Source organism: Candidatus Binatus sp. (genome assembly GCF_036567905.1).
Classification (GTDB): domain Bacteria; phylum Desulfobacterota; class Binatia; order Binatales; family Binataceae; genus Binatus.
Genome location: NZ_DATCTO010000067.1, coordinates 15325 through 35073, shown reverse-complemented (window position 1 = coordinate 35073; position 19749 = coordinate 15325). Strand labels below are relative to the sequence as shown.

The 19749-nt window shown below is 62.8% G+C and carries 20 protein-coding genes and 1 other RNA gene; 13 read left to right on the top strand and 8 right to left on the bottom strand.

From position 1 onward, the window contains the following. Window positions 1-371: 371 nt before the first annotated feature. Window positions 372-1481 (bottom strand): agmatine deiminase family protein, encoded by a 1110-nt coding sequence (locus VIO10_RS10560; RefSeq protein WP_331963461.1) that lies wholly within the window; start codon window positions 1479-1481, stop codon window positions 372-374. 2 nt (window positions 1482-1483) lie between these two features. Further along, a complete protein-coding gene (locus tag VIO10_RS10555) occupies window positions 1484-2359 on the bottom strand; it encodes a carbon-nitrogen hydrolase (protein WP_331963458.1) in 876 nt (291 codons plus the stop codon). Between the two features lie 214 nt (window positions 2360-2573). On the opposite strand from VIO10_RS10555, the gene ffs reads away from it, so the two are divergent. The 7 genes from ffs to VIO10_RS10520 all read left to right on the top strand — a co-directional run bounded on the left by ffs (window position 2574) and on the right by VIO10_RS10520 (window position 7844). Further along, an RNA gene (gene ffs / locus VIO10_RS10550) (signal recognition particle sRNA small type) lies at window positions 2574-2672 on the top strand. A 36-nt stretch (window positions 2673-2708) separates the two neighbouring features. Further along, on the top strand, window positions 2709-4673 hold the full coding sequence (dnaX, locus tag VIO10_RS10545; RefSeq protein WP_331963455.1) for a DNA polymerase III subunit gamma/tau: 1965 nt from the start codon (window positions 2709-2711) through the stop codon (window positions 4671-4673). Further along, window positions 4661-4990: a YbaB/EbfC family nucleoid-associated protein gene (locus tag VIO10_RS10540; protein WP_331963452.1), complete on the top strand. Its 330-nt coding sequence runs from the start codon at window positions 4661-4663 to the stop codon at window positions 4988-4990. The genes dnaX and VIO10_RS10540 overlap by 13 nt, the downstream gene beginning before the upstream one ends. Beyond that, window positions 4987-5625, top strand: coding sequence for a recombination mediator RecR (recR, locus tag VIO10_RS10535; protein ID WP_331963449.1), 639 nt, complete (start codon window positions 4987-4989; stop codon window positions 5623-5625). Before VIO10_RS10540 ends, recR begins: the two co-directional genes overlap by 4 nt. A gap of 131 nt (window positions 5626-5756) precedes the next feature. Beyond that, entirely contained in the window at window positions 5757-6083 is a 327-nt protein-coding gene (locus VIO10_RS10530) for a cytochrome c (protein WP_331963446.1), read from the top strand. A gap of 94 nt (window positions 6084-6177) precedes the next feature. Continuing rightward, the gene (locus VIO10_RS10525; protein ID WP_331963443.1) at window positions 6178-6759 is read left to right on the top strand and encodes a superoxide dismutase; all 582 of its coding nucleotides are present in this window, start codon (window positions 6178-6180) and stop codon (window positions 6757-6759) included. A 107-nt stretch (window positions 6760-6866) separates the two neighbouring features. Beyond that, complete coding sequence (locus VIO10_RS10520; protein WP_331963440.1) at window positions 6867-7844, top strand: MBL fold metallo-hydrolase; 978 nt, start codon at window positions 6867-6869, stop codon at window positions 7842-7844. 127 nt (window positions 7845-7971) lie between these two features. Here the strand turns inward: VIO10_RS10520 and VIO10_RS10515 are convergent, their stop codons facing one another. Then, complete coding sequence (locus tag VIO10_RS10515) at window positions 7972-8727, bottom strand: alpha/beta hydrolase (RefSeq protein ID WP_331963437.1); 756 nt, start codon at window positions 8725-8727, stop codon at window positions 7972-7974. Between the two features lie 503 nt (window positions 8728-9230). On the opposite strand from VIO10_RS10515, the gene VIO10_RS10510 reads away from it, so the two are divergent. Further along, window positions 9231-10217, top strand: coding sequence for an LLM class flavin-dependent oxidoreductase (locus tag VIO10_RS10510; RefSeq protein ID WP_331963434.1), 987 nt, complete (start codon window positions 9231-9233; stop codon window positions 10215-10217). Between the two features lie 12 nt (window positions 10218-10229). On the opposite strand, the gene VIO10_RS10505 is transcribed toward VIO10_RS10510, so the two are convergent. Further along, window positions 10230-10664 carry an Rrf2 family transcriptional regulator gene (locus VIO10_RS10505; protein ID WP_331963431.1) on the bottom strand — a complete coding sequence of 145 codons (435 nt, stop codon included), beginning with the start codon at window positions 10662-10664 and terminating at the stop codon, window positions 10230-10232. Window positions 10665-10799: 135 nt separating this feature from the next. Between VIO10_RS10505 and VIO10_RS10500 the strand changes: the two genes are divergently transcribed. Genes VIO10_RS10500 through VIO10_RS10490 form a run of 3 tightly spaced genes read left to right on the top strand, consistent with a single transcriptional unit; the run spans window position 10800 to window position 13779 of the window. Continuing rightward, window positions 10800-12422, top strand: coding sequence for a nitrite/sulfite reductase (locus VIO10_RS10500; RefSeq protein WP_331963428.1), 1623 nt, complete (start codon window positions 10800-10802; stop codon window positions 12420-12422). 28 nt (window positions 12423-12450) lie between these two features. Continuing rightward, window positions 12451-13278 carry a phosphoadenylyl-sulfate reductase gene (locus tag VIO10_RS10495; protein WP_331963426.1) on the top strand — a complete coding sequence of 276 codons (828 nt, stop codon included), beginning with the start codon at window positions 12451-12453 and terminating at the stop codon, window positions 13276-13278. Window positions 13279-13284: 6 nt separating this feature from the next. Then, window positions 13285-13779: a hypothetical protein gene (locus VIO10_RS10490; protein WP_331963423.1), complete on the top strand. Its 495-nt coding sequence runs from the start codon at window positions 13285-13287 to the stop codon at window positions 13777-13779. Between the two features lie 218 nt (window positions 13780-13997). Here VIO10_RS10490 and asnS read toward each other — a convergent pair whose 3' ends face one another. Beyond that, complete coding sequence (gene asnS, locus VIO10_RS10485; RefSeq protein ID WP_331963420.1) at window positions 13998-15296, bottom strand: asparagine--tRNA ligase; 1299 nt, start codon at window positions 15294-15296, stop codon at window positions 13998-14000. 97 nt (window positions 15297-15393) lie between these two features. Between asnS and VIO10_RS10480 the strand changes: the two genes are divergently transcribed. Beyond that, on the top strand, window positions 15394-15999 hold the full coding sequence (locus VIO10_RS10480; RefSeq protein WP_331963417.1) for a CvpA family protein: 606 nt from the start codon (window positions 15394-15396) through the stop codon (window positions 15997-15999). Window positions 16000-16028: 29 nt separating this feature from the next. Here VIO10_RS10480 and trxA read toward each other — a convergent pair whose 3' ends face one another. Next, window positions 16029-16361 carry a thioredoxin gene (trxA, locus tag VIO10_RS10475; protein WP_331963414.1) on the bottom strand — a complete coding sequence of 111 codons (333 nt, stop codon included), beginning with the start codon at window positions 16359-16361 and terminating at the stop codon, window positions 16029-16031. A gap of 191 nt (window positions 16362-16552) precedes the next feature. Here trxA and VIO10_RS10470 point away from each other — a divergent pair, with 191 nt between their 5' ends. Further along, entirely contained in the window at window positions 16553-16873 is a 321-nt protein-coding gene (locus tag VIO10_RS10470) for a hypothetical protein (protein WP_331963412.1), read from the top strand. Window positions 16874-16894: 21 nt separating this feature from the next. Here VIO10_RS10470 and VIO10_RS10465 read toward each other — a convergent pair whose 3' ends face one another. Both VIO10_RS10465 and VIO10_RS10460 read right to left on the bottom strand, forming a co-directional pair. After that, on the bottom strand, window positions 16895-17737 hold the full coding sequence (locus tag VIO10_RS10465; protein WP_331963409.1) for an alpha/beta hydrolase: 843 nt from the start codon (window positions 17735-17737) through the stop codon (window positions 16895-16897). Window positions 17738-17769: 32 nt separating this feature from the next. Beyond that, the gene (locus VIO10_RS10460; protein WP_331963406.1) at window positions 17770-19719 is read right to left on the bottom strand and encodes a SurA N-terminal domain-containing protein; all 1950 of its coding nucleotides are present in this window, start codon (window positions 19717-19719) and stop codon (window positions 17770-17772) included. Window positions 19720-19749: the final 30 nt, after the last annotated feature.

The following is a 19749-nucleotide window of genomic DNA, read 5'->3' as shown; positions in this document are numbered from 1 at the left end:
GGAAGCCTCAAGCCGCGTTTTTCAGCTTTCGATTTTCATATAGAATGAGCAATTCATACATTCCCTTGTGGTTTTGGGACGGCTACGCTCTAGGGCTAGCTTTGTTCCGTCAAATTTTTTTTTATTTTTCACTGGAACTCGGGGTCGCGGTGAAAGCATGGGCGGTCCGCTTTCGAGCGAGGTGCGGAGGGTCGTGGCTTTGCCCATGCTGTACGCGTAGCAGAGAAACTGTGCCGGGGGCAGGCTGAACAGATCATCCCTGGACGCGGGACCAGCCAACCCCTGGCCCCTTCCGTCGAAGGAACGGGAGCGGTCTCGGAGGAGGCGACGGATGGAGCGCCCGTCGAGATTCTTCGCTCAGCAGCCTTCGCTCAGGATGACGCGGTCGGGGGCGCGGGGTGCTGCTGGCTCAGGCAATGAACGGAGCCCAGCCCCCAGACCAGGTCGGTCGAGGGGACACCGACGACGCGGCGGCCGGGGAAGAGCCGGGAGAGCGTCGAGGCCGCGACGTTATCCTGCGGGGACATAAATCTCGGCATCAGGACTGCGCCGTTGGCTATATAGAAGTTCGCGTAGGAGGCGGGCAGGCGCGCGCCGTCGTAGATGACAGCGGGGGGCATCGGGATAGTTTCGATTTTGAAGGGGCGGCCGTCCTGATCGCGCATCGCGCGCAGGCGGTTAAGGTTGTCGCGCAGCACCGGGTAGTTCACGTCGGCGGGATCGTCCTCGAGGACGGTGACGATAGTGTCGCGGGCGACGAAGCGCGCGAGGTCGTCGATGTGGCCGTCGGTGTCGTCGCCGGCGATTCCGTCGCCGAGCCATAGCACGTTGCTCACGCCGAGATATGTGCGCAGGTAATCCTCGATGTCGGCGCGGCTGAGCGCGGGATTTCGATTGGGGTTGAGCAGGCATGACTCGGTGGTGAGCACGGAGCCGGCGCCGTTGACGTCGATCGAGCCGCCCTCGAGCACGATTCCCGGCTCGATCACATCGAAGCCGTAGCGGCCCCCAAGTTTTTGCGGGACAACGTCGTCGAGATCGAATGCGCCGTACTTCCGGCCCCACGAGTTAAAGCGCCAGTCCAGCGCAATCTGATTTGGGCCGGCGGCCGAATCGGTTGCGAGGCGGTTGACAAAAATCGGGCCGTGGTCGCGCGCCCATGCGTCGTTGGTGGGCAGATAAAATATATCGACGGCCCCAGTCGCCGCGTCATCGCTATCGCCCCGGCGGCGGATGGCGTCGCGAATCATCGCACGCACTTCGTCGATCTGCGTTTCATTGTTGACCATCAGGCGGACGGGCTCGAATCGCGCGATGGCCGCGACCATATCCGCATAGATCGGCGGGATAAGGTCGAACTTGCCGGGCCAGGTGTCGAGATTGTGCGGCCATGCGAGGTAACAGGCGAGATGCGGCGCCCATTCGGGCGGCATCCGGTAGGCCGCGAGCAGGCGGCGATGCTCAGGTGGAATGGGATTCACGGCTACGATCGAAAGCGGCGCGTCAAATCTGCGTAGGCGTCGATACGGCGATCGCGCAGGAAGGGCCAGTTGCGGCGGACTTCCTCGATCTTGGCGAGGTCGCATTCGACCACCAGCGTTTCCTCGCCGGTGGTGCTGGCGCGCGCGATTACTTCGCCAAACGGATCGGCGACAAATGAATCGCCCCAGAACTCGAGTTCACCCTCGACGCCGACGCGATTGACGGCCGCGACGAAGACGCCGTTGGCGATGGCGTGGCTGCGCTGGATCGTCTCCCAGGCGTCTTGCTGTTTGGGACGGACTGTTTCCGGCTCGCCATGCCACCATCCGATCGCGGTCGGATAGAACAGAATCTGCGCGCCAGCCATCGCGGTGAGCCGTGCCGCTTCGGGGAACCATTGATCCCAGCATACGAGCACGCCGACGGGGCCGCGTGAGGTGGGGTGCGCGGCGAAATCGAGATCGCCGGGGGCGAAGTAGAATTTTTCATAGTAGCGGGGATCGTCGGGGATATGCATTTTGCGGTAGCGGCCGACGATTTTCCCGGCCTCATCGATGACCGCGGCAGCGTTGTAATAGACGCCCGCCGCACGACGCTCGAAGATCGACGCGACGATGATGATTTTCCGCGCCTTGGCCACGGCGCCGAGCGCTTCGGTGGTGGGGCCGGGAATCGGCTCGGCGAGATCGAAAAATTTCGGGTCCTCGGTCTGACATGGGTAGTGCGCGCCGAACAGCTCCTGGGTGCAGACGATTTGCGCGCCGCGCCGGGCGGCCTCCTCGATTTTGGCGATTGCCTTGTCGAGATTGAGGCGCGGCTCGGGCGCACAGCTCATCTGGATGAGGCCGATGGCGACCTTATCGGCGGGCGAACCCATGACAATTGTGATAGCAACCGGGCGCGGCGCACGCCATCACCCCCGGGCCTCTTGCGGCGCTCGAAGAGTCGCGCCAGTTGCGGCACAATCGAGTTACATGCGGCACGAAACATTTTCGTCATCAGCGGTTGCATGGGCGGCGCTGTGATATTCTAATAGGACGCGCAAAAGGAACGCGCGCTGGAGCAATTTATCGGGACTGCCCGCCGCTGATAGCCGGGTCCTGCGCAAGGGAAGGCCGCGAACCCCGCCAGGTCCGGAAGGAAGCAACGGTACCGGCTGCCACCCTGTGCCGCAGGGGTGCCTGGCTATCATTCGACGGGCAGTTCCAGTGCGAAAAGATCTCGCGATGGCCGAATCCCTGACGACACATCTCGTACTCGCGCGCAAATGGCGGCCGGAACGCTTCTCGGAGCTGGTGGGCCAGGAGCACGTGACGCGCACGCTCGGCGAAGCGCTGAAGCGGGGCCGAATAGCGCACGCGTTTCTGTTCACCGGGATTCGTGGCGTCGGCAAGACCACGGCGGCGCGAATTCTCGCGCGATGCCTCAATTGCGAGAAAGGACCGACCGCCGAGCCATGCGGCGAATGCGCGGCCTGCGTGGAGATTCGCGGCGGGCGCTCGCTCGACGTCAGCGAGATCGACGGCGCCACCTACCGCAAGATCGAGGACGCGCGCGCGATAATCGAAAACCTGAGCTACCGCCCGGCGCGCGACCGCTTCAAGATTTACATTATCGACGAGGCGCATCAGCTGACCGATTCGGCCTTCAACGCGCTGCTCAAGACGCTCGAGGAGCCGCCGCCGCACGTCAAGTTTATCCTCGCGACGACCGAGCCGCAGAAGATGCCGGAAACGATCCTGTCGCGCCTGCAGCGCTACGACTTTCGGCGCATCCCGTACCTGACGATTCTCGAGCGGCTGAAGGATCTGGCACGGCGCGAAGGGCTCGAGGCCGAGGAGGGCGCGCTGCGGCTGCTCGCGCGCGAGGCCGGCGGCAGCATGCGCGATGCGGAGCGGATGCTCGAGACCGCGATGGCAACGGCACCGGCGCAGGTGACGGAGGCCGAGGTGGCATCGTCGCTCGGCGTCGCGAGCCGGACTACGGTTTTGAAACTGGCCGGCGCGATCTTGGAGAAGAACGCGGCCGCAGCGCTGGCGCACGTGCGTGAGCTTAAGAGCCGCGGCGCAAACCTTGAATCGCTGGGGCGCGATTTGCTCGAAACGTTCAGAAATCTCGCGGTCGCGAAACTTCCCGCCAGCGGCGCGGATAGCCCGCTCGACGATATTCCCGATCACGAAGCAACGGAGCTCAAGCGGCTGGCCGCGGGCGCGAGCGCGCGCGACATCATGCGGCTGTTCCGTCTGATGGCCGATTCGCAGGAACAGATTCTTCGCTCGCCGTACCCCGACCTGCTGCTCGAAATGGCGGTGGTGCGGATGGCGTCGCTGGCGGCGGTGATCGACGCCGACGAATTGCTGCGCGCGATCGGCGCGGACAAGACTGCGCCGGCGCCGACCTCCGGGACTCCACCCGCGCCGTCCGGCGGCGGCTTAAGCAGCCGGGGCGCGGCGAAGCCGCAGAGCGCATCGAAGGAGCAATCCAGCGGTGCGCGGCGGCTGCGGGTCGAGGGCGAAGTCAAGGCCGATGCGCCGCTTCGCCATGAGTTTCAAGATGACCGCCCGCGCGAACTTCCCGAGCTGCGCGATTTCATCCGGGGCCGGCGCGCCGCGCTGGCCGGTTTCATGGAGCAGGGCGCGGGACTTGCGCTCGACGGCGACCTGCTGACGGTCACGGCGCGAAACGAAATTTACGTCCGCTATCTCAACGACAACAAGATGGTGATTGCGGAGCTTGCCAGCGAGCATCTTGGCCGCGCGATTCGAGTCGAGCTTTCGACCAACGGGGCGGCCAAGCTTGGCTCTGCCGGCCGCGCTGCGATCGCGCTCGGCGGCAACGGCCGGACGCGAGAATTGTCGTCTGCGCCGGCGGCGGATACAAATAATCCGGTTGCCGCGAAGAGCGCGCAAAAAGAGGCGGCGCCATCGAAGCCGGTTGAATCAACCGGAGAAATCGCGCCGATGCCGCCGGCGATGAATGCCGCGCTGCGCGCAGCGACACCCGAGGAACGGCAAGCGGTGCTTGCGGATCCCGCGGTGCGCAGAGTGTTCGATACGCTGGACGCGCGGCTGGTGGAACTCAGAATACCGAATCTCACGCCGGCTTCGGCCAAGGAAGGCGCGGCCCGGAATCAAAGTAGTACGCCGCAAAGGGGAGCTCGCGGCAAGGAGCAATCAGAATGGCAGAAATAGATTTGTCGGCATTGATGCAGCAGGCGCAAGAGCTGCAATTGCGAATGAAGGAGATGCAGGAAACGGCGTCAGCCAGAACCGTTGAGGCTCAATCGGGCGGCGGGATGGTGCGCGTGGTCGTGGACGGCTCGCTGCGCCTGCGCAAAATAGAAATCGACGCCGCGATCGTCGCGGCCAACGACAAGTCGATGCTCGAAGACCTGATCCTGGTCGCCGTCAACGACGGGATGGCTCGCGCGCAGAGGATGCTCGCCGACGAGATGGGCAAGCTCGGGCCGTTCCAGGGTCTGCAGATCCCCGGCTTCGGCGCCGAATGACGGAGCGCGCGATGCCGGAAAACCTCAAGCACCAGGACGGGCTGCCTCCTGCGATGACGCGGCTTGTCAAAGAACTGTCGCGGCTGCCCGGGATCGGCGAGAAGACAGCGTCGCGGCTGGTGTTCAATCTGCTCAATCGGCCGCGCGACCAGGTGATCGCGCTGGCCGAAGCGCTGCTCGAAATGAAAGAACGCGTCGGTCTGTGCTCGGGTTGCTTCGGGCTGTCGGATCATCCACGCTGTCAGATTTGTGACGACGAGCGGCGGGAACGGGAGGTGATTTGCGTAGTGGAAGGACCGGCGGACTTAATGGCTATCGAGCGGGCCCGCAGTTTTGGAGGCGTGTACCACGTGCTCAATGGCGCGCTCGCGCCGTTGGACGGCATCGGCCCCGACGACATCAAGATGAAAGAACTGATTGCCCGCGTAAGTCCGCCCGCGGTCGTTCGCGAGGTGATAATCGCGACCAATGCGACCGTCGAGGGCGAGGCGACCGCGCTTTACATCGCGCGCGCACTGAAACCGCTCGGCGTGAAGACGACGCGGCTGGCGCGTGGACTGCCGGCCGGCGGCGACCTCGAATACACCGATTCTGCGACTCTGACCAGTGCGCTTAGCGGCCGCCGCGAACTCTAGCCCACGTGCAAACAGTCTTCGGCCGTTTATTCAGGTCAGGAACCGCGGCGCGGGCACGATGGCAATCGTGGCTCGGCGCGGGCGCGGCGATATTGGCGATAGCAGTGTCGGCCTGCGGTCCGTCGAGGCCGTTGACGCCGGCAGAGAGGGGGCGAATCGCGTACGTGACCACCTGCATGGTTTGCCATAACCGCGATCCCAACCTGGCCGGCAGCAAGGGACCGCCGATCGCGGGTTCGTCGCGCGAGTTGGTTGCCGATCGCATTCTGTATCTCAAGTATCCGCCCGGGTACAAACCCAAGCGCACCACGCATAACATGCGTGCGCAGCCTCAGCTTGCCAATAAGATCGACGACTTGGTGGCTTTTCTGGCCGAGGCGGCGAAAAAAAATGAAGCAGTCGCGGTGAGCGGCCCGAAGACTACCGTCCCCATTGCGCCCCATCGGGCGCAAAACTAAATTAGATACCGGAATCTTGGGTTCAACTTTTACCCGCAGCCGGGCGGCGGCACATCGCATTTCGCGTCGGCGCCCGAAAGGACGGTGTTTCACCATGGCTTTTGAACTTCCAAACCTTCCCTACAGTATGGACGCGCTGAAACCCCACATCTCCGCCGAGACGCTCGAGTATCATCACGGCAAGCATCACCAGGCCTACGTCACCAAGCTCAACGAACTGATCGTGGGCACCAAATTCGCGAGCGCTTCGCTCGAAGAGATTGTGAAGACGGCGGAACCGGGGCCGCTCCTCAACAGCGCGGGGCAGCATTGGAATCATTCCTTTTACTGGAAATCCATGAGTCCGAAGGGCGGCGGCGAACCCAAGGGTCCGGTCGCCGACGCGATCAAGAAAGGCTTCGGCAATTTTGACGCGTTCAAGAAAAAATTCAGCGAGCTTGCCGCCGGTCACTTCGGCAGCGGATGGGCGTGGCTGGTGCGCGCGAAGGACGGCTCGTTACAAGTCGTCGCAACCCATGACGCGGGATGCCCGATACGCGAGGGCCAGACGCCGCTAATCACCTGCGACGTTTGGGAGCATGCGTACTACATTGACTATCGCAACGCGCGCCCCAAGTACGTCGAGGCGTGGTGGCAACTGGCCAACTGGGATTTCGCCAACGCGAATTTGAAGTAGGCAACTCGACAAATTCGATTCCTCACAAACGCCGGGAGATCCCCCGGCGTTTCTTTTTTTGGCTCCGCGCTTTGCGCTATCGCGGCGCCTCACTAGAATCACGCGCCATGGAATCAACCAAGGCATCGCTCGAGAAGATCGTCCCCGGTATCCACGCCTGGATGCAGCCGACCACGGGATGGAGCCGCAACAATGCGGGCCTGGTGGCAGGCGATGAATCCGCGCTGATCGTCGATACGCTGTTCGATCTGCCGCTCACCGGCACGATGCTCGAGGCGATGCGCGCGGCGTGCCCGATCCCGGTGCGCTTTCTCGTCAACACTCATTCGAACGCCGATCACGTGCACGGCAATCAGCTGGTGGAAGGCGCCGAGATAATTGCGCATCGCAATTGCAGGGAGGAAATGCGCCGCGCGGGCGATCCGGCCGGCTTCGAGCGCATGATGCGCGACGGAATTCCGGGACGCGACCTGGAGTACGTGCGCGAGGCGTTCGGGATGTTCGACTTTCGCGGCATCAGGAGGTGCCTCCCGACCGTGACGTTCGACGAACGGATGACGGTGCATCTCGGCGATCGCGCGGTCGAGTTGATGCATTTCGGTCCCGCGCACACGATGGGCGACATCGCCGCATACGTGCCCGACGCGCGCGTGCTGTTCGGCGGCGACCTGCTCTTTTACACCGACACGCCGGTCGTGTGGCAGGGCTCGCTTAGGGGATGGATGGGCGCGCTCGACAAATTGGCGGCGATCGATCCGGCGGTGGTAGTGCCGGGGCATGGACCGCTGTGTGGCAAGGAAGGACTGCTCGAGCTGCGCGAATATTTCACGCTGGTGCGCGAGCAATCGGCGCGTCATTTCGAGGCCGGCCTCGACGCTGACGAAGCGGCGCGAAGAACCGACCTCGGCCGCTTCATGAAATGGACGCTGCCGGAGCGATTGGTCGCGATCGTCGATAAGTGCTACCGCGATCTGAACGGACAGCCCGACGACGCGCCGGTCGATGCGCTCGGGATGCTGGCGCGGATGGGCCAGCTTCGAAATTACTGGCGCGAACGCGGGGTGAAGCGCGACACAGATCCTTGAAAATCGAGCCGCGATAGTCGCCGACGGGGACCGGAGAGCCGGGCCGCGCGGTGGTCGAGCATTTCCTGATCGCGGGCGCGATCACTCCGCCTGTACGGACGCGCGCGTGAGAGAGCGCGCGCTGGATTCAATTCTGCGCGGCCGCGGCGTGTGAATACGCCAGATGGAGCCGCGATCTATGCGGCATCGCCAGTCGATCCGCAATCACGCGGTACACATCGGCGTTCAATCCCATCCCGACGTGACTGCCAGTCACCTCGACGTTTTCCACCGTCGGCGCGCCGCTCAAATCGACACAGCTTTGCCAGTGCACGACCCCGTCGGTGCGCGAGTACACGTGCGTGGCCGGGACCTGCGCGGACGATTCGTCGCTCAACATCAGTCCGCACTGGCACGACTCGCTGAGGCATCCGTCAGCCTTGCCGCGCAGTGCGGCCATCGATCGCGCAACCGCCTGCACGGCAAGGTTGGCTGCGCGGCGCGGTTGCCTGATGGGCGATCCAAGCGTGATCGCCCGCTCGACCATTTCGGGGTGCTCGCGGGCAATCTCCCGCGCGTAAACGCCGCCGAGACTCTGGCCGATCAGAACGATCGGCTGCCCGAATTTCTCATGGACCAAAGCGAGCCGTAAGTTCAACTTCCGCATCGTGTCGCGCGGGCATTCGGAGTTCGACCAGATTCCCGCATAGACTGCGCGATGACCGAGCCATCGGCAAAAATTCGCCAACGGCGCAAGCGTCACGTCGCCAGCCAGGAAACCCGGAATAAGCATGACGACTTTGCTGTTGAGCGGCTTTACGTGTGGCCAAGGATGGGCGAGCGCGCCGAGCCAATAAATTGTGGCCTCGAGCGGAACTCGCAATTCGCCCAAGGCGTCGAGCATCGAGGGGCGGCTGGGTTGTAGGGCGATTCGCGAAGAAGTTGGCGCGCTATTTGGAGTCATAACTCTCCTTTGTGGGGCAGCTCGCGCGGGCAACGTCTTCATCGGCAGGCGCATGCAGGGCGAAACCGCATCCTCGTCATCCCATTCATCCTCTAATCCAACATAACCATTTTTGACCGGCTGCGCAATGATTTCTAATGACTGATTTGATGATTTTGTAGGCACCTGCGCGGTACGGCAGTCAACGGCTTGCGCACTGATGCGGCAGCCGCCCGCGTAAGAGTGAAAATAACTGCCAAAACTGGCCAATGCGCTGTCCTGATTTCCGGCAACGCGGACGCGTCGCCTGGTCAAGCACGAGGGAATGTGCCGCAATTTTCACCAAGGACACGGCGCGTCGCGCGTTGGAGAGAGCGCAAACGGTCCCCCTCGATTGGATTTCTTGAATGCTGGCCGGTTTGCTAACCTAGCCGGCTCAAATCCCGGTTTTTTGAGAGGTACAAATGGAGTTTGGAATTCAGCTTGGCAACATGGAGCCGGCCCAGTATCGGGCCAACGCGCAAGCCGCGGAGGCGCTCGGCTACGACCTGATCGTGTTTCCCGACCATCTCGTTAACGAAGGTCCGGAGCGGCAATACGATCCGAAGTCGCTGGCGTATGACCATATCGTGATGGCCGCGGCCGTGATCGAAGCCACGAAGAAGATTCGCGTCGGCCATCTCGTGCTGTGCAATTTGTTTCGTCATCCTGCAATCACGGCGCAGAGCCTGATGACGCTGGACCGGCTGAGCGGCGGCCGGCTCGTCGCCGGACTCGGCACCGGATGGACCGAGACGGAATTCAAGATGAGCGGGATTGCGTTCCCGCCGATCACCGAGCGGCTGCGGATGCTCGACGAAGCGATGACCTGCATCCTGTCGCTGTGGACCAACGAGCGCACGACTTTCGACGGTGAATTCTACAAGTTCAAAGATGCGATCATGTGGCCCAAGCCGATACAGCAGCCGCATCCGCCGATAATCCTTGGTGGCGGGGGCAAAGGTCTGCTGCGGCTGGCGGCCAAGTACGCGGACTACATCAACATCATTCCGGATGCGGGCAAGCGCGGACACATCTCGATGGAGGTCGTGAAGCGCACCACCGACGACTCGTTGCGCGAGAAGGTGCGCTTCGTCCGCGACGAAGCCAAGCGGCTGGGCCGTAAACCCGACGCCATCCGCGTCAGCAACTTCATTTTTTCGACGATTATTTCGGACTCGCGCGAGGCCACCCGCAAGACCGCCGAGATGATGGCGCCGATGTTTGGCCAGACCGCCGACGGGATACTGGCTTCGCCGATGATGCTGATCGGAACGCCGGAGGAATGCATCGTCGAGCTGAAGCGGCGCGCCAAGGACTGGGGCACGTCGCAGATTATCTTTACCGGCGAGGTCGCGCAGGACGAAAAGCTGATACGCAAGCTGCGGGAGAAGGTCCTCGCGCACGTGTGAGCAAGCGACGTTCTAGATGCTGTAGTTGATTGCGTGCTTGCGCTTTTCCGACAGCGCTTGCAGCGTCACTCGGCGCAGGATGCCGTTGACGGAGTCGCGGACCTCGCTCCATACGTCGCGCATCGCGCACGACTGATCGCGCGGACACATCGACGAACTTTCCTCCAGGCATTCGACCGGGGTGTAGTCGCCTTCGATTATTTCCACCACCTCCGCCATCGTGATTCGCGCCGGCGCCTTGGCCAGCATGTATCCGCCGCTGGGCCCTTTCTGGCTGGCGACCAGACCGCCGCGCTTGAGCTCGATCAGGAGTCGGCGCAGGTAGTTTTCGGGGATGTTCTGGGCCTCTGCTATTTCCTCGACTCGAACCGGCAAAGTCGTAGGATAACGCTCCGCCAGTAGCAGAAGGGCCTTCAAGGAATAGTCAACGCCGACGCCGAACTTCATTTTTTCCGCAACTCTCTGCGCTCTATTGTTAGCATAACAGGTCAATCTGTGGAATAGGCAACTGGCTTAGTCATCTACTTAATTGACTAAGTCAGTAACCTAAGTTATCTTTTGTCTCCGCAGGAGATTCGAGCAGTGCCGAAGAGAGAGGCGCCGGGTTGGGAAATGGTGTTGAAGCGCAATTCAGTCGAGCGCCTCAAGCACGAGCTGTTTCCGACCGAGCTGGCGGGTCAATGGGACCGGCTGGCGCAGACCTCGTACGAAAAACTTCCCGAGGAAGATATCGTGCGGCTCCAGTGGTTCGGCATGTACCATGACAAGCCGAAGATCGGAACGTTCATGATGCGGGTGAAAATCCCCAGCGGCATCCTGAGCGCCGAGGGGCTGCGGGCAATCGGTGAAATCTCCGAGACCTACGGGCGCGATCAGGGCGAGCTGACCACGCGCCAGAATTTCCAGCTTCATTACATCACGCTCGACAAGTTCCCCGAGATTCTGGAGAAGCTCAAGCGCGCCGGGCTGACGACCATGGGCGGATGCGGCGACGTGGTGCGCAACATCACGGGATGCCCGGTCGCAGGCGTGGATCGGGACGAAGTTTTCGACGTGACGCCGCTGGTCGCCGAGACCGCGGGATTTTTCTATGGCAATCGCGAATACTCGGACCTGCCGCGCAAGCACAAGATATCCATCGCCGCATGCCGGCATCAGTGCAACGCTCCCGAGATCAACTGCGTCGCGCTGATCGGGATGGTGAAGGACGGGCGCGAGGGTTTTGCGGTGCGCGTCGGCGGCGGTCAGTCGTCCACGCCGCGCCTGTCGCGGCATCTGGGCGTGTTCATCACGCGCGAGCAGGCGATGCCGGTGATGCGCGCGATCATCGACGTGTGGAAGGGGACGACCGAGTACCGAATCTCGCGGGTCAAGGCGCGGCTCAAGTTCATGATCGACGATTACGGGCCCGAGGAATTTCGCCGGCTGGTCGAAGCGCGGCTCGGCTTCGCGCTCGAGGATCTCGCCGCCGTGCCGATCCCCGAGACCGAGAGCGATCACATGGGCGTCCGCGAGCAGAAACAGCCCGGACTCAACTACGTTGGCTTTCCGGTTTACCTGGGCCTGATGAGCGGGCGGCAGATGCGCGAGATTGCGGCGCTCACCGCCTCGTTCGGCGGCGACATCCGTCTCACGCGCCGCCAGAATTTCATCATCACCGGGATTCCGGCCGCGCAGCTCGACGACGTGATCGCGCAAGTTGGCGCGATCGGTTTCCCGCTCAATGCCAACGGCCTCTACGCGTCGTCGATCGGATGCATCGGCGACCCGCATTGCAACTACGCCGTCACCCCGACCAAGACCAAGCTCGCGACAATCATCGAGCGGCTGGTGAATCAGTTCGGCGAGCAGGTCGGCGGTCTCAAGCTGAATCTCGACGGATGCCCGCATGCGTGCGCGCAGCACTGGACCGGCGATATCGGGTTGCAGGGCACCACCGGCCGCGGCCCCGCGGGCGAGCCGCTCGAGGCTTTCGACATTATATTGCGCGGCGGGCTGGGCAAGGACGCGGCGATCGGCAAGCCGATTATACGCCGCGTGCCGTCCGCGATGGTCGAAGACTACGTGTCGCGGCTGTTCGGGACTTACCTCGAACGGCGCAACGCCAACGAGACCTTCACCCATTTTTGCGTGCGCACCCCCGACGCTGACCTGATTTCAATCGCAAGTGGAGACGCAAGCGGCGCCGATGTCGCCGCCGCCTGAACCGGGTAATCGCCCCAAGGACTCTGTCATGGCCGCAGTAGCGCGAGTGCAAATCGAACAACCCGAACTGAGCTTCATCATGGACGAACTCGAGGCGGGCGAAGCCGCCGTCGAGCTCGACGACAAGGAGCCGCAAGAAGTCCTGGCCTGGGCTATCGATCGGTTCGGCCAAGAGCTGGCGATTTGCTGCAGCTTCCAGGCCGACGGCTGCGCGCTGATCGACATGGCGCACAAAATTGATCCCAACATCCGCGTGTTTACGATCGATACGGGCCGGATGCCGCAGGAGACCTACGACCTGATTGACAAGTATCGCCAGCGCTACGGAATCAAGGTTGAAGTTTTCATGCCCGATACCTCAGTCGTGCAGCAGATGGTCACCAGGCACGGCAACAATCTTTTCTACAACGACGTCAACCTGCGCCTGCTATGCTGCCAGGTGCGCAAGGTGCTGCCGCTGCGCCGCGCGCTCATGAATTACGGCGCGTGGGTGACGGGACTGCGCCGCGATCAGTGGGCGACGCGCTCGAACATCCGCAAAGTTGAAATCGATCATGACCACGGCGGCATCGTGAAGCTCGCGCCTTTGGCCGACTGGACTGAAGGCGAGGTCTGGGATTACATCCGCGCCAACAACGTGCCGTACAACGCGCTCTACGACAAGGGCTACAAGTCGATCGGGTGCGCGCCATGCACGCGCGCCGTCGGCGAGGGCCAGGACGCCCGCGCGGGCAGGTGGTGGTGGGAGACGGGCGCGCCGAAGGAATGCGGGATGCATTGCGCGATCGAGACGGGCGGCTTCGAGCACGAGCTGGCGGCGTTGCTCGGTCACGACGACGGCGGACACAAATCGTAAACGGCGATGGCGAGCGGCGACCAGCCCAAGGCGGGCGAATCGATAACACTCGATAGTCTCCAGCGCGACATCCTCATTGCGCAAATTCAGGCGTTCCTCGACGCGACAATCGATCCACAGGCGCGCGAAGTCTATCTCGCGCTCAAGTCGGCGATCGAGTCGCTCGAAATTCCGACAGACCTACAGCTAAGACTCGGTGCGATCGTCGAGGTCGCGCTGACCAGCGGCCGCGTCAGGCGGCTGTTCGGTCCCGGCGCGGAGCTATCGTTCAACGCACTGTTCATGAAGACGCCGCGCGGCCGCGAAGTAGCCCAGTCGCTAGCCGAACTCAACAAAGCGCTGGCAACGCTTAAGGGCCAAACGGTCGAGCAGATTACGTCCACCCAGCGGAGCCCTGGCGCCTACGCGCTCACGCTCAAGACCAGCGGATGCCAGCTGGTGATTCGCTTCGAGCAAGCCGGCGTCCGCGTCGAAAGCCTGGAAGTGGATCTCGGCCGCTAGCTGTCGTCATGCGATAGACAATGGACGCCAGAGCGTCCGTCGAGATTCTTCGGCTCACAGCAGCTTCCGCTCAGAATGACACGGAACGGTCCCATCTTTTTGGTGTCATCCCGAGCGAAGCCGAGGGACCCCGGATCTTTATCCCTGAATCCCCTTCCCGTCATCTTGAGCTATGCGAAGGATCTCGCGCGCAAGCGCGTCCCCATCCACAACGCTCGCTACGGTTCCAGTCGCTCCATCAGACGCGGGAATGGCACCGTCTCGCGGATATGATGAATCCCGCATAGCCATCCGGTCATGCGCTCGATGCCCATGCCGAAGCCCGCGTGCGGCACCGAGCCGTAGCGGCGCAGATCGAGGTACCATTCGAAGGGCGCAAGCGCCATCCCGTGCGACGCAATCCTGGCGCGCAGCGTTTCGTAGTCATCCTCGCGCTGGCCGCCGCCTATTATCTCGCCGTGGCCCTCCGGCGCGAGCATATCGACGCATAGCGCGACGTCGGGACGCGCGGGATCCTGCTTCATGTAGAACGCCTTGCACGCGGTCGGGTAGCGATGCACCATCACGGGTCGATCGAATTCCTCGGACAGCGCGGTTTCCTCGTCGCCGCCGAAGTCGTCGCCCCAGTTGACCGCGACGCCTTTCTTTTTCAGCCGCTCGATCGCTTCGTCGTAGCTGATGCGCGGATATGGAAGCTGCGCCGCAGACTGCAGCTTGGTCGTATCGCGCTCGAGCGTCTTGAGCTCGGCGCCACGGCGTTCGAGCACGCGGCCAACGATGTAGGACACGAACTGCTCGGCCAGTTCCATGTCGCCGTCGAGGTCGCAGTACGCGACTTCGGGCTCGACCATCCAGAATTCCGTCAGATGACGCCGGGTTTTGGATTTCTCGGCGCGAAACGCCGGGCCGAAGCAGTACACCTTGCCGAACGCGAGCGCGCCCGCCTCCGCGTAGAGCTGTCCGCTCTGCGTCAGGTACGCCTTGCGCTCGCCGAAGTAGTCGAGCTCGAACAGGTTGGTGGTTCCCTCGCATGAAGTCGGGGTCAGAATCGGCGCGTCGAACAGGACGAAGCCGCGCTCGTGGAAAAAATCGCGGCACGCCGATTCCACTTCGCTGCGGATGCGCAGGATGGCGTGCTGGCGCGAGGAGCGGATCCACAGATGGCGGTTGTCGAGCAAAAACGCCACGCCGTGATCCTTGGGCGTGATCGGATAGTCGGTCGCCGGCGACACGATCTCGAATGATTTCAACGTGAGCTCGAATCCGCCCGGCGCGCGCTTGTCCTCGCGCACGATCCCGGTCACTTCGAGCGAGGTTTCCTGGCCCATGTGATCCGCCGCCGCGAAACGATCCGCGCCGAGATCGGCGAGCGACGCCACGCACTGGCATAGCCCGGTGCCGTCGCGCACCTGGAGAAAATGTATCCTGCCACTCGAGCGCTTGCCCGCAAGCCAGCCCTTGAGCGTGACTTCGTTTCCCGCGTGATGCGACAGTTCTTCGATATAAACTCGCGCCATGGGCCCATTTAAGCATATCGCCGCACAAGTACAGGAGCGTGGACGCGTCGCGCGCTTTGCGTTCATCAGCTAGGCTCGATAGCGGGGAAGGCGGCGGATGAACGGGCTGAACGGACTCAACGGGCTCGACTACGTTGCGATCGCGGTGTTCGCGGTCGGGGCAATCTACGGACTGCAAAGGGGCGCACTCAGGATGGTGACGTCGGTGGTGGCGCTGGCGGCAGCCGTCTATTTCGCGTCGCTCTATTACACCAAGGCCGGGGCGCTCGCCGAGGCGCAGTTCGGATCCTCGCACGCAGTCGGCGCGGTAATTGGCTACCTCGCGATCTTCGCTTTAATCTTCACGGCGGTGGAAATAATCGGCTCGTCGGCGATCCGGCTGATGCAGATCGTTCACCTGAGCCCGCTGGATCGCCTCGCCGGCGCGCTCCTAGGCGCGGGAATCGCGGCGGTCTTTGCGGGTCTGGCCGTGATGCTGATGGCGGCCGTGTTGCCGCCCGACGCGGCTATCCTGCGCAACTCGCAACTGGTGCCGATGCTGCTGGCCTACAACGAGATGCTGGTGGGATACATCCCCGGCGACGCGCGACTCGCCTACGAGCGCAATCGCGATGACCTGATGAAATACTGGGTCCAGAATGCGATGAAGGGCGCGAACTCCGCGCCGTCGCCGGCTACGTCGCCCTCGCCCTCCACCAAATGATCGGGGAATTTCGCTTTCGCTGTTAGCGCTTATGCGATGGCGCTGTCCACGGCCTGGACCAGTCTGCCCTTGGGCACCGCGCCGATGATTTGTTCCTTGACCTGGCCGCCCTTGATGATCAGCAGGTTGGGGATGCCCCTGACGCCGTAGCGTCCCGGCGTCTGCGGATTGTCGTCAACGTTGATCTTCACGATTTTGAGACGCCCCGAGTACTCGCCCGCAAGATCCTCGAGGATCGGCGCAATCGTGCGGCATGGTCCGCACCACGGCGCCCAGAAATCGATCAAAACAGGAGTGGATGACTTCAGAACTTCCTGGTCGAAGCTCGCGTCGGTAACGTGAACGATTTTGTCGCTGGACATCGGGACTTATCTCCTGCTGCGTTAGGTCGCAATTTGAACATAAGTACGGCCGGGTACCCAGTCAAGGCAGGTGAGGCGCGATCGCTTGGGGGGTGGCGAGCGCCAATCGTTTTGCGCGCGCCGATTTGCACTTTGCACTTTTCACTTTTCACTTGGAATCCGCGTGCCGATTCCACTACCCTTGAAAAGCCATGGCTGCACCGATGATGAACGACGTATTGCCCGACCTGCTCGAGGAGATGGTTTATCTGCTCAAGCAACAGGGCGCCGATCCGCTGGAATCCAAGCTGCGCGCTCTGAGAATCGAGTCGATCTGCGACTGTGGCGACGAGAATTGTGCGAGCTTCGCGACCGCCGTCGAAGTCAAGGTCGCCAACTATGTCGAGCTGCAATCGATGGAAGGTCAGGTCATCATCGATTTGAACGCCGACGACGAGATCTGCTTCATCGAGGTGCTCGGCCGTCCCGACGTGAAGTACCTGCTCGAAGAATTTTACGACGCACAGAGCTGACCCGGCGCGCGCCGTGCGACTCTAGCCCGCCGCGCGCTTTTGCGGCGCGACGCGAAACCGCTCGACGAATTCGCTCACCTCGGCGGCGACCCGCTCTTTCTCGCTGTCCACGGTAATCACGTGGTAGCTCTCCTCGAGCTCGACCGCGCGTTTCTCGGGACCACCGAGATGTTTCATCACGTAGTCGACATTTTTGCGCATCGGGCACGTGTGATCGCGCCTGGCGTGCATCACCAGCGCAGGCTGCGCGATCCGCGCCAGCATCGGCTTCACCAGCGCGGACAAATCGAGCAGCTTCATCGGCGCCGACAAGGGCATCAGCCGGCAGCTGGGATGGATCGACCGCGCAGCCGCATCGTGGATATCCGACTCACCCGGATTGAGCAGGTAGATCCGGTCCACGAACGAACCGAGTATCCCGCGCACGCCCCGCAGCATGAGGGTCGTTGCGGCCGGCAGAAAAAACCCCGGCGCCAGCATCGCGACTCCCGCGACCGCCTCGCCCTGATCGGCGGCCAGCCGCGCCGCCAGCACCGCTCCCGCGGACAGTCCCACCACCACGTTGGGCTCGCCGTACTGCCGCAGCTCCTCCAGGCCGTTGACCACGCTTTCATACCAGTTGTCGTAGCCTGCCGCCCCCAACTCCTCGGGCGTTGCGGCGTGACCCGCCAGCCGGACGCCTCGCACGCGTACGCCGCGCGCCGCCAGCCGCTCGCCGAGGTAGCGCATCTCGTATGGAGTTCCAGTCAGACCGTGGATCAGCAGCGCGCTCACGCCCGCGCCGGGAAGGAAAAACTCGTGCGTATCGACGCCCGCTGAGTTGCGCGACGCAGGCTCGCCGGAATCTGAAGCATCGGAACTCATTCCTGACAATGCCGCGCGCTCGGCGCGCTCCTTCAGGTTGACGACCCGCTGGATGCGAGCTGGTCGGAGTCGATTTGTATCCTGGCCTGGTCTTTGAGTTGATCGAGGAAGCGCGTCCATGCCTCCGCGCGGCGCTGCTCGGCGTATTCCTGCATGAACGATTTCTGCGCGCTCTTCCATTCGTCGTCGCTCGGCTCGGCGCGCGAGGCGACTTCGAACAGGTACGAATTGCCGCCATTCTCCATCACGCGATCGATCACGCCCGGAATTGCTGGCACGACCGCGGCGGCGTCGGTCACCTCGGGAAACTCGCCGATGCCGGGAACGCTATGGTCGGCGCGCAGAAACGGATCGACATTTTTAATCGCGAGCTGGTTGGCGGCGGCTGCCTTGTCAAAGTCGGCCGGGCCTTTGATCGTGGCGAGTATCTTATCGGCCTGCCGGCTCGCTTCGGTTTCGGCCGTCGAGCGAATCAGCGCCTCGCGCACCTGCGGTTCGATCTCCTTGAGCGCGGGAATTCGCGACGGTTGCCTCGCCAGCAGCTTGATCACATATGGCGCGCCCTTCTCCGGCACGATCGCCACCTGCCCCGCGTCGAGCTTGAACGCCGCCTCCATCAGTTCCCGGTCCCGCTCGGCGCCGGCCGCCGGTTCACCCTGCGCGAACAGCGGCGTCTCGATCGCCTCGATCCCCCGCTTCTTCGCAAGGTCCTGCAAACTGGCACCCGCCAGCGCTGCCGCCAGGTCCTCCTGCGCCGCCGCGCGCCCGAGCTTCGCCCCGGCCTGCGTGCGCAGCTCGTCAATTATCTTTAGCTTCGCCTCGGCAAGCGTGTCGGTATGCGCGGGCTTGAACTCGTCGAGCTTGACGATATGAAAGCCGAAGCGCGTCTCGACCATCGCGATCTGTCCCGGCTTCATCGCGAACACCGCGTCTTCGAACGGCTTGACCATCTGGCCGCGCCCAAACGTCCCCAGGTCTCCGCCTTCGAGCTTGTTGGATGGATCTTCCGAATACTTCGCCGCCAGCTTTGCGAAGTCGCCCCCCGATTGCGCCTGCTTGAGCACCTCGAGCGCCTTGGCCTTCGCCGCGGCCTTCTCCTTGTCGGTCGCGCCCGCCGGCACCGCGATCAGGATGTGCCGCGCGTGAACCTGGTCGGGATGGGTGAAGCGGGTCCTGGCGTTGCGATTGTAGTAGGCCTGGATTTCCTTGTCGGTCGGCGTGTACTTGGCGGCCAGCAGGAGCGGCTCGTAATGGACGTAGACCAGCTTGACGCGCTCGGGCTCGCGGAATTGCTCCGCGTTCTTTTTGTAGTAGTCGGCGATCTGACTTTCGCCAGGCGAGATCTTTGCGGTGAAATCGCTCAAGGGTATCTCGGCGTAGCGCAATCCGATCCGTTCGTTGCGCAGATTGTAGGCGTGGCGCGCCTCGTCGTCGCTCACCTGCACGCCGGTGTCGATCATCTTGCGCAGCGTGTCGGCGATCATGCGGTCGCGCTCGCCGTTTTCGTACTCACTCGGCTGCAGATCGTTGTTGCGCAGCACCTCCTGGTAAGTACCGAAGTCGAACTGGCCGTCGCGCTGAAAAACAGACTCCTTGGCGATTTTATCCTGCAGCGCCTCGTCGCTGATGCTGATGCCGAGATGGCGCGCCTCTTCGCCGATCAGTTGCTGCTCGATCAACCTGTCCACCGCTTCCTGGCGAAGGTTGATGCTCTTGAGCATTGCCTGCGCGTTGGCGCCGTACACCTGTTGCACGGTCTGGCGGATTTGGGTCGCTTCGCGATCGACTTGCTCGCCCAGTATTTGCCGGCCATTAACGGTCGCGATGGGATGGACGGTGTTGAATAATCCACCGCCCCCGAAACCCCAAAACGCCATGGTGAGCGCCAGGAAGGCGAACGTGACTTGCACCTGCCACGAGTACTGGTAACGGCGGATTCCTTCTAACATTGCCGCGATATCATACTTGACCGCCTTTTCCATGCGCAATTGCGCCCGCTTGCTTGCAGGGGC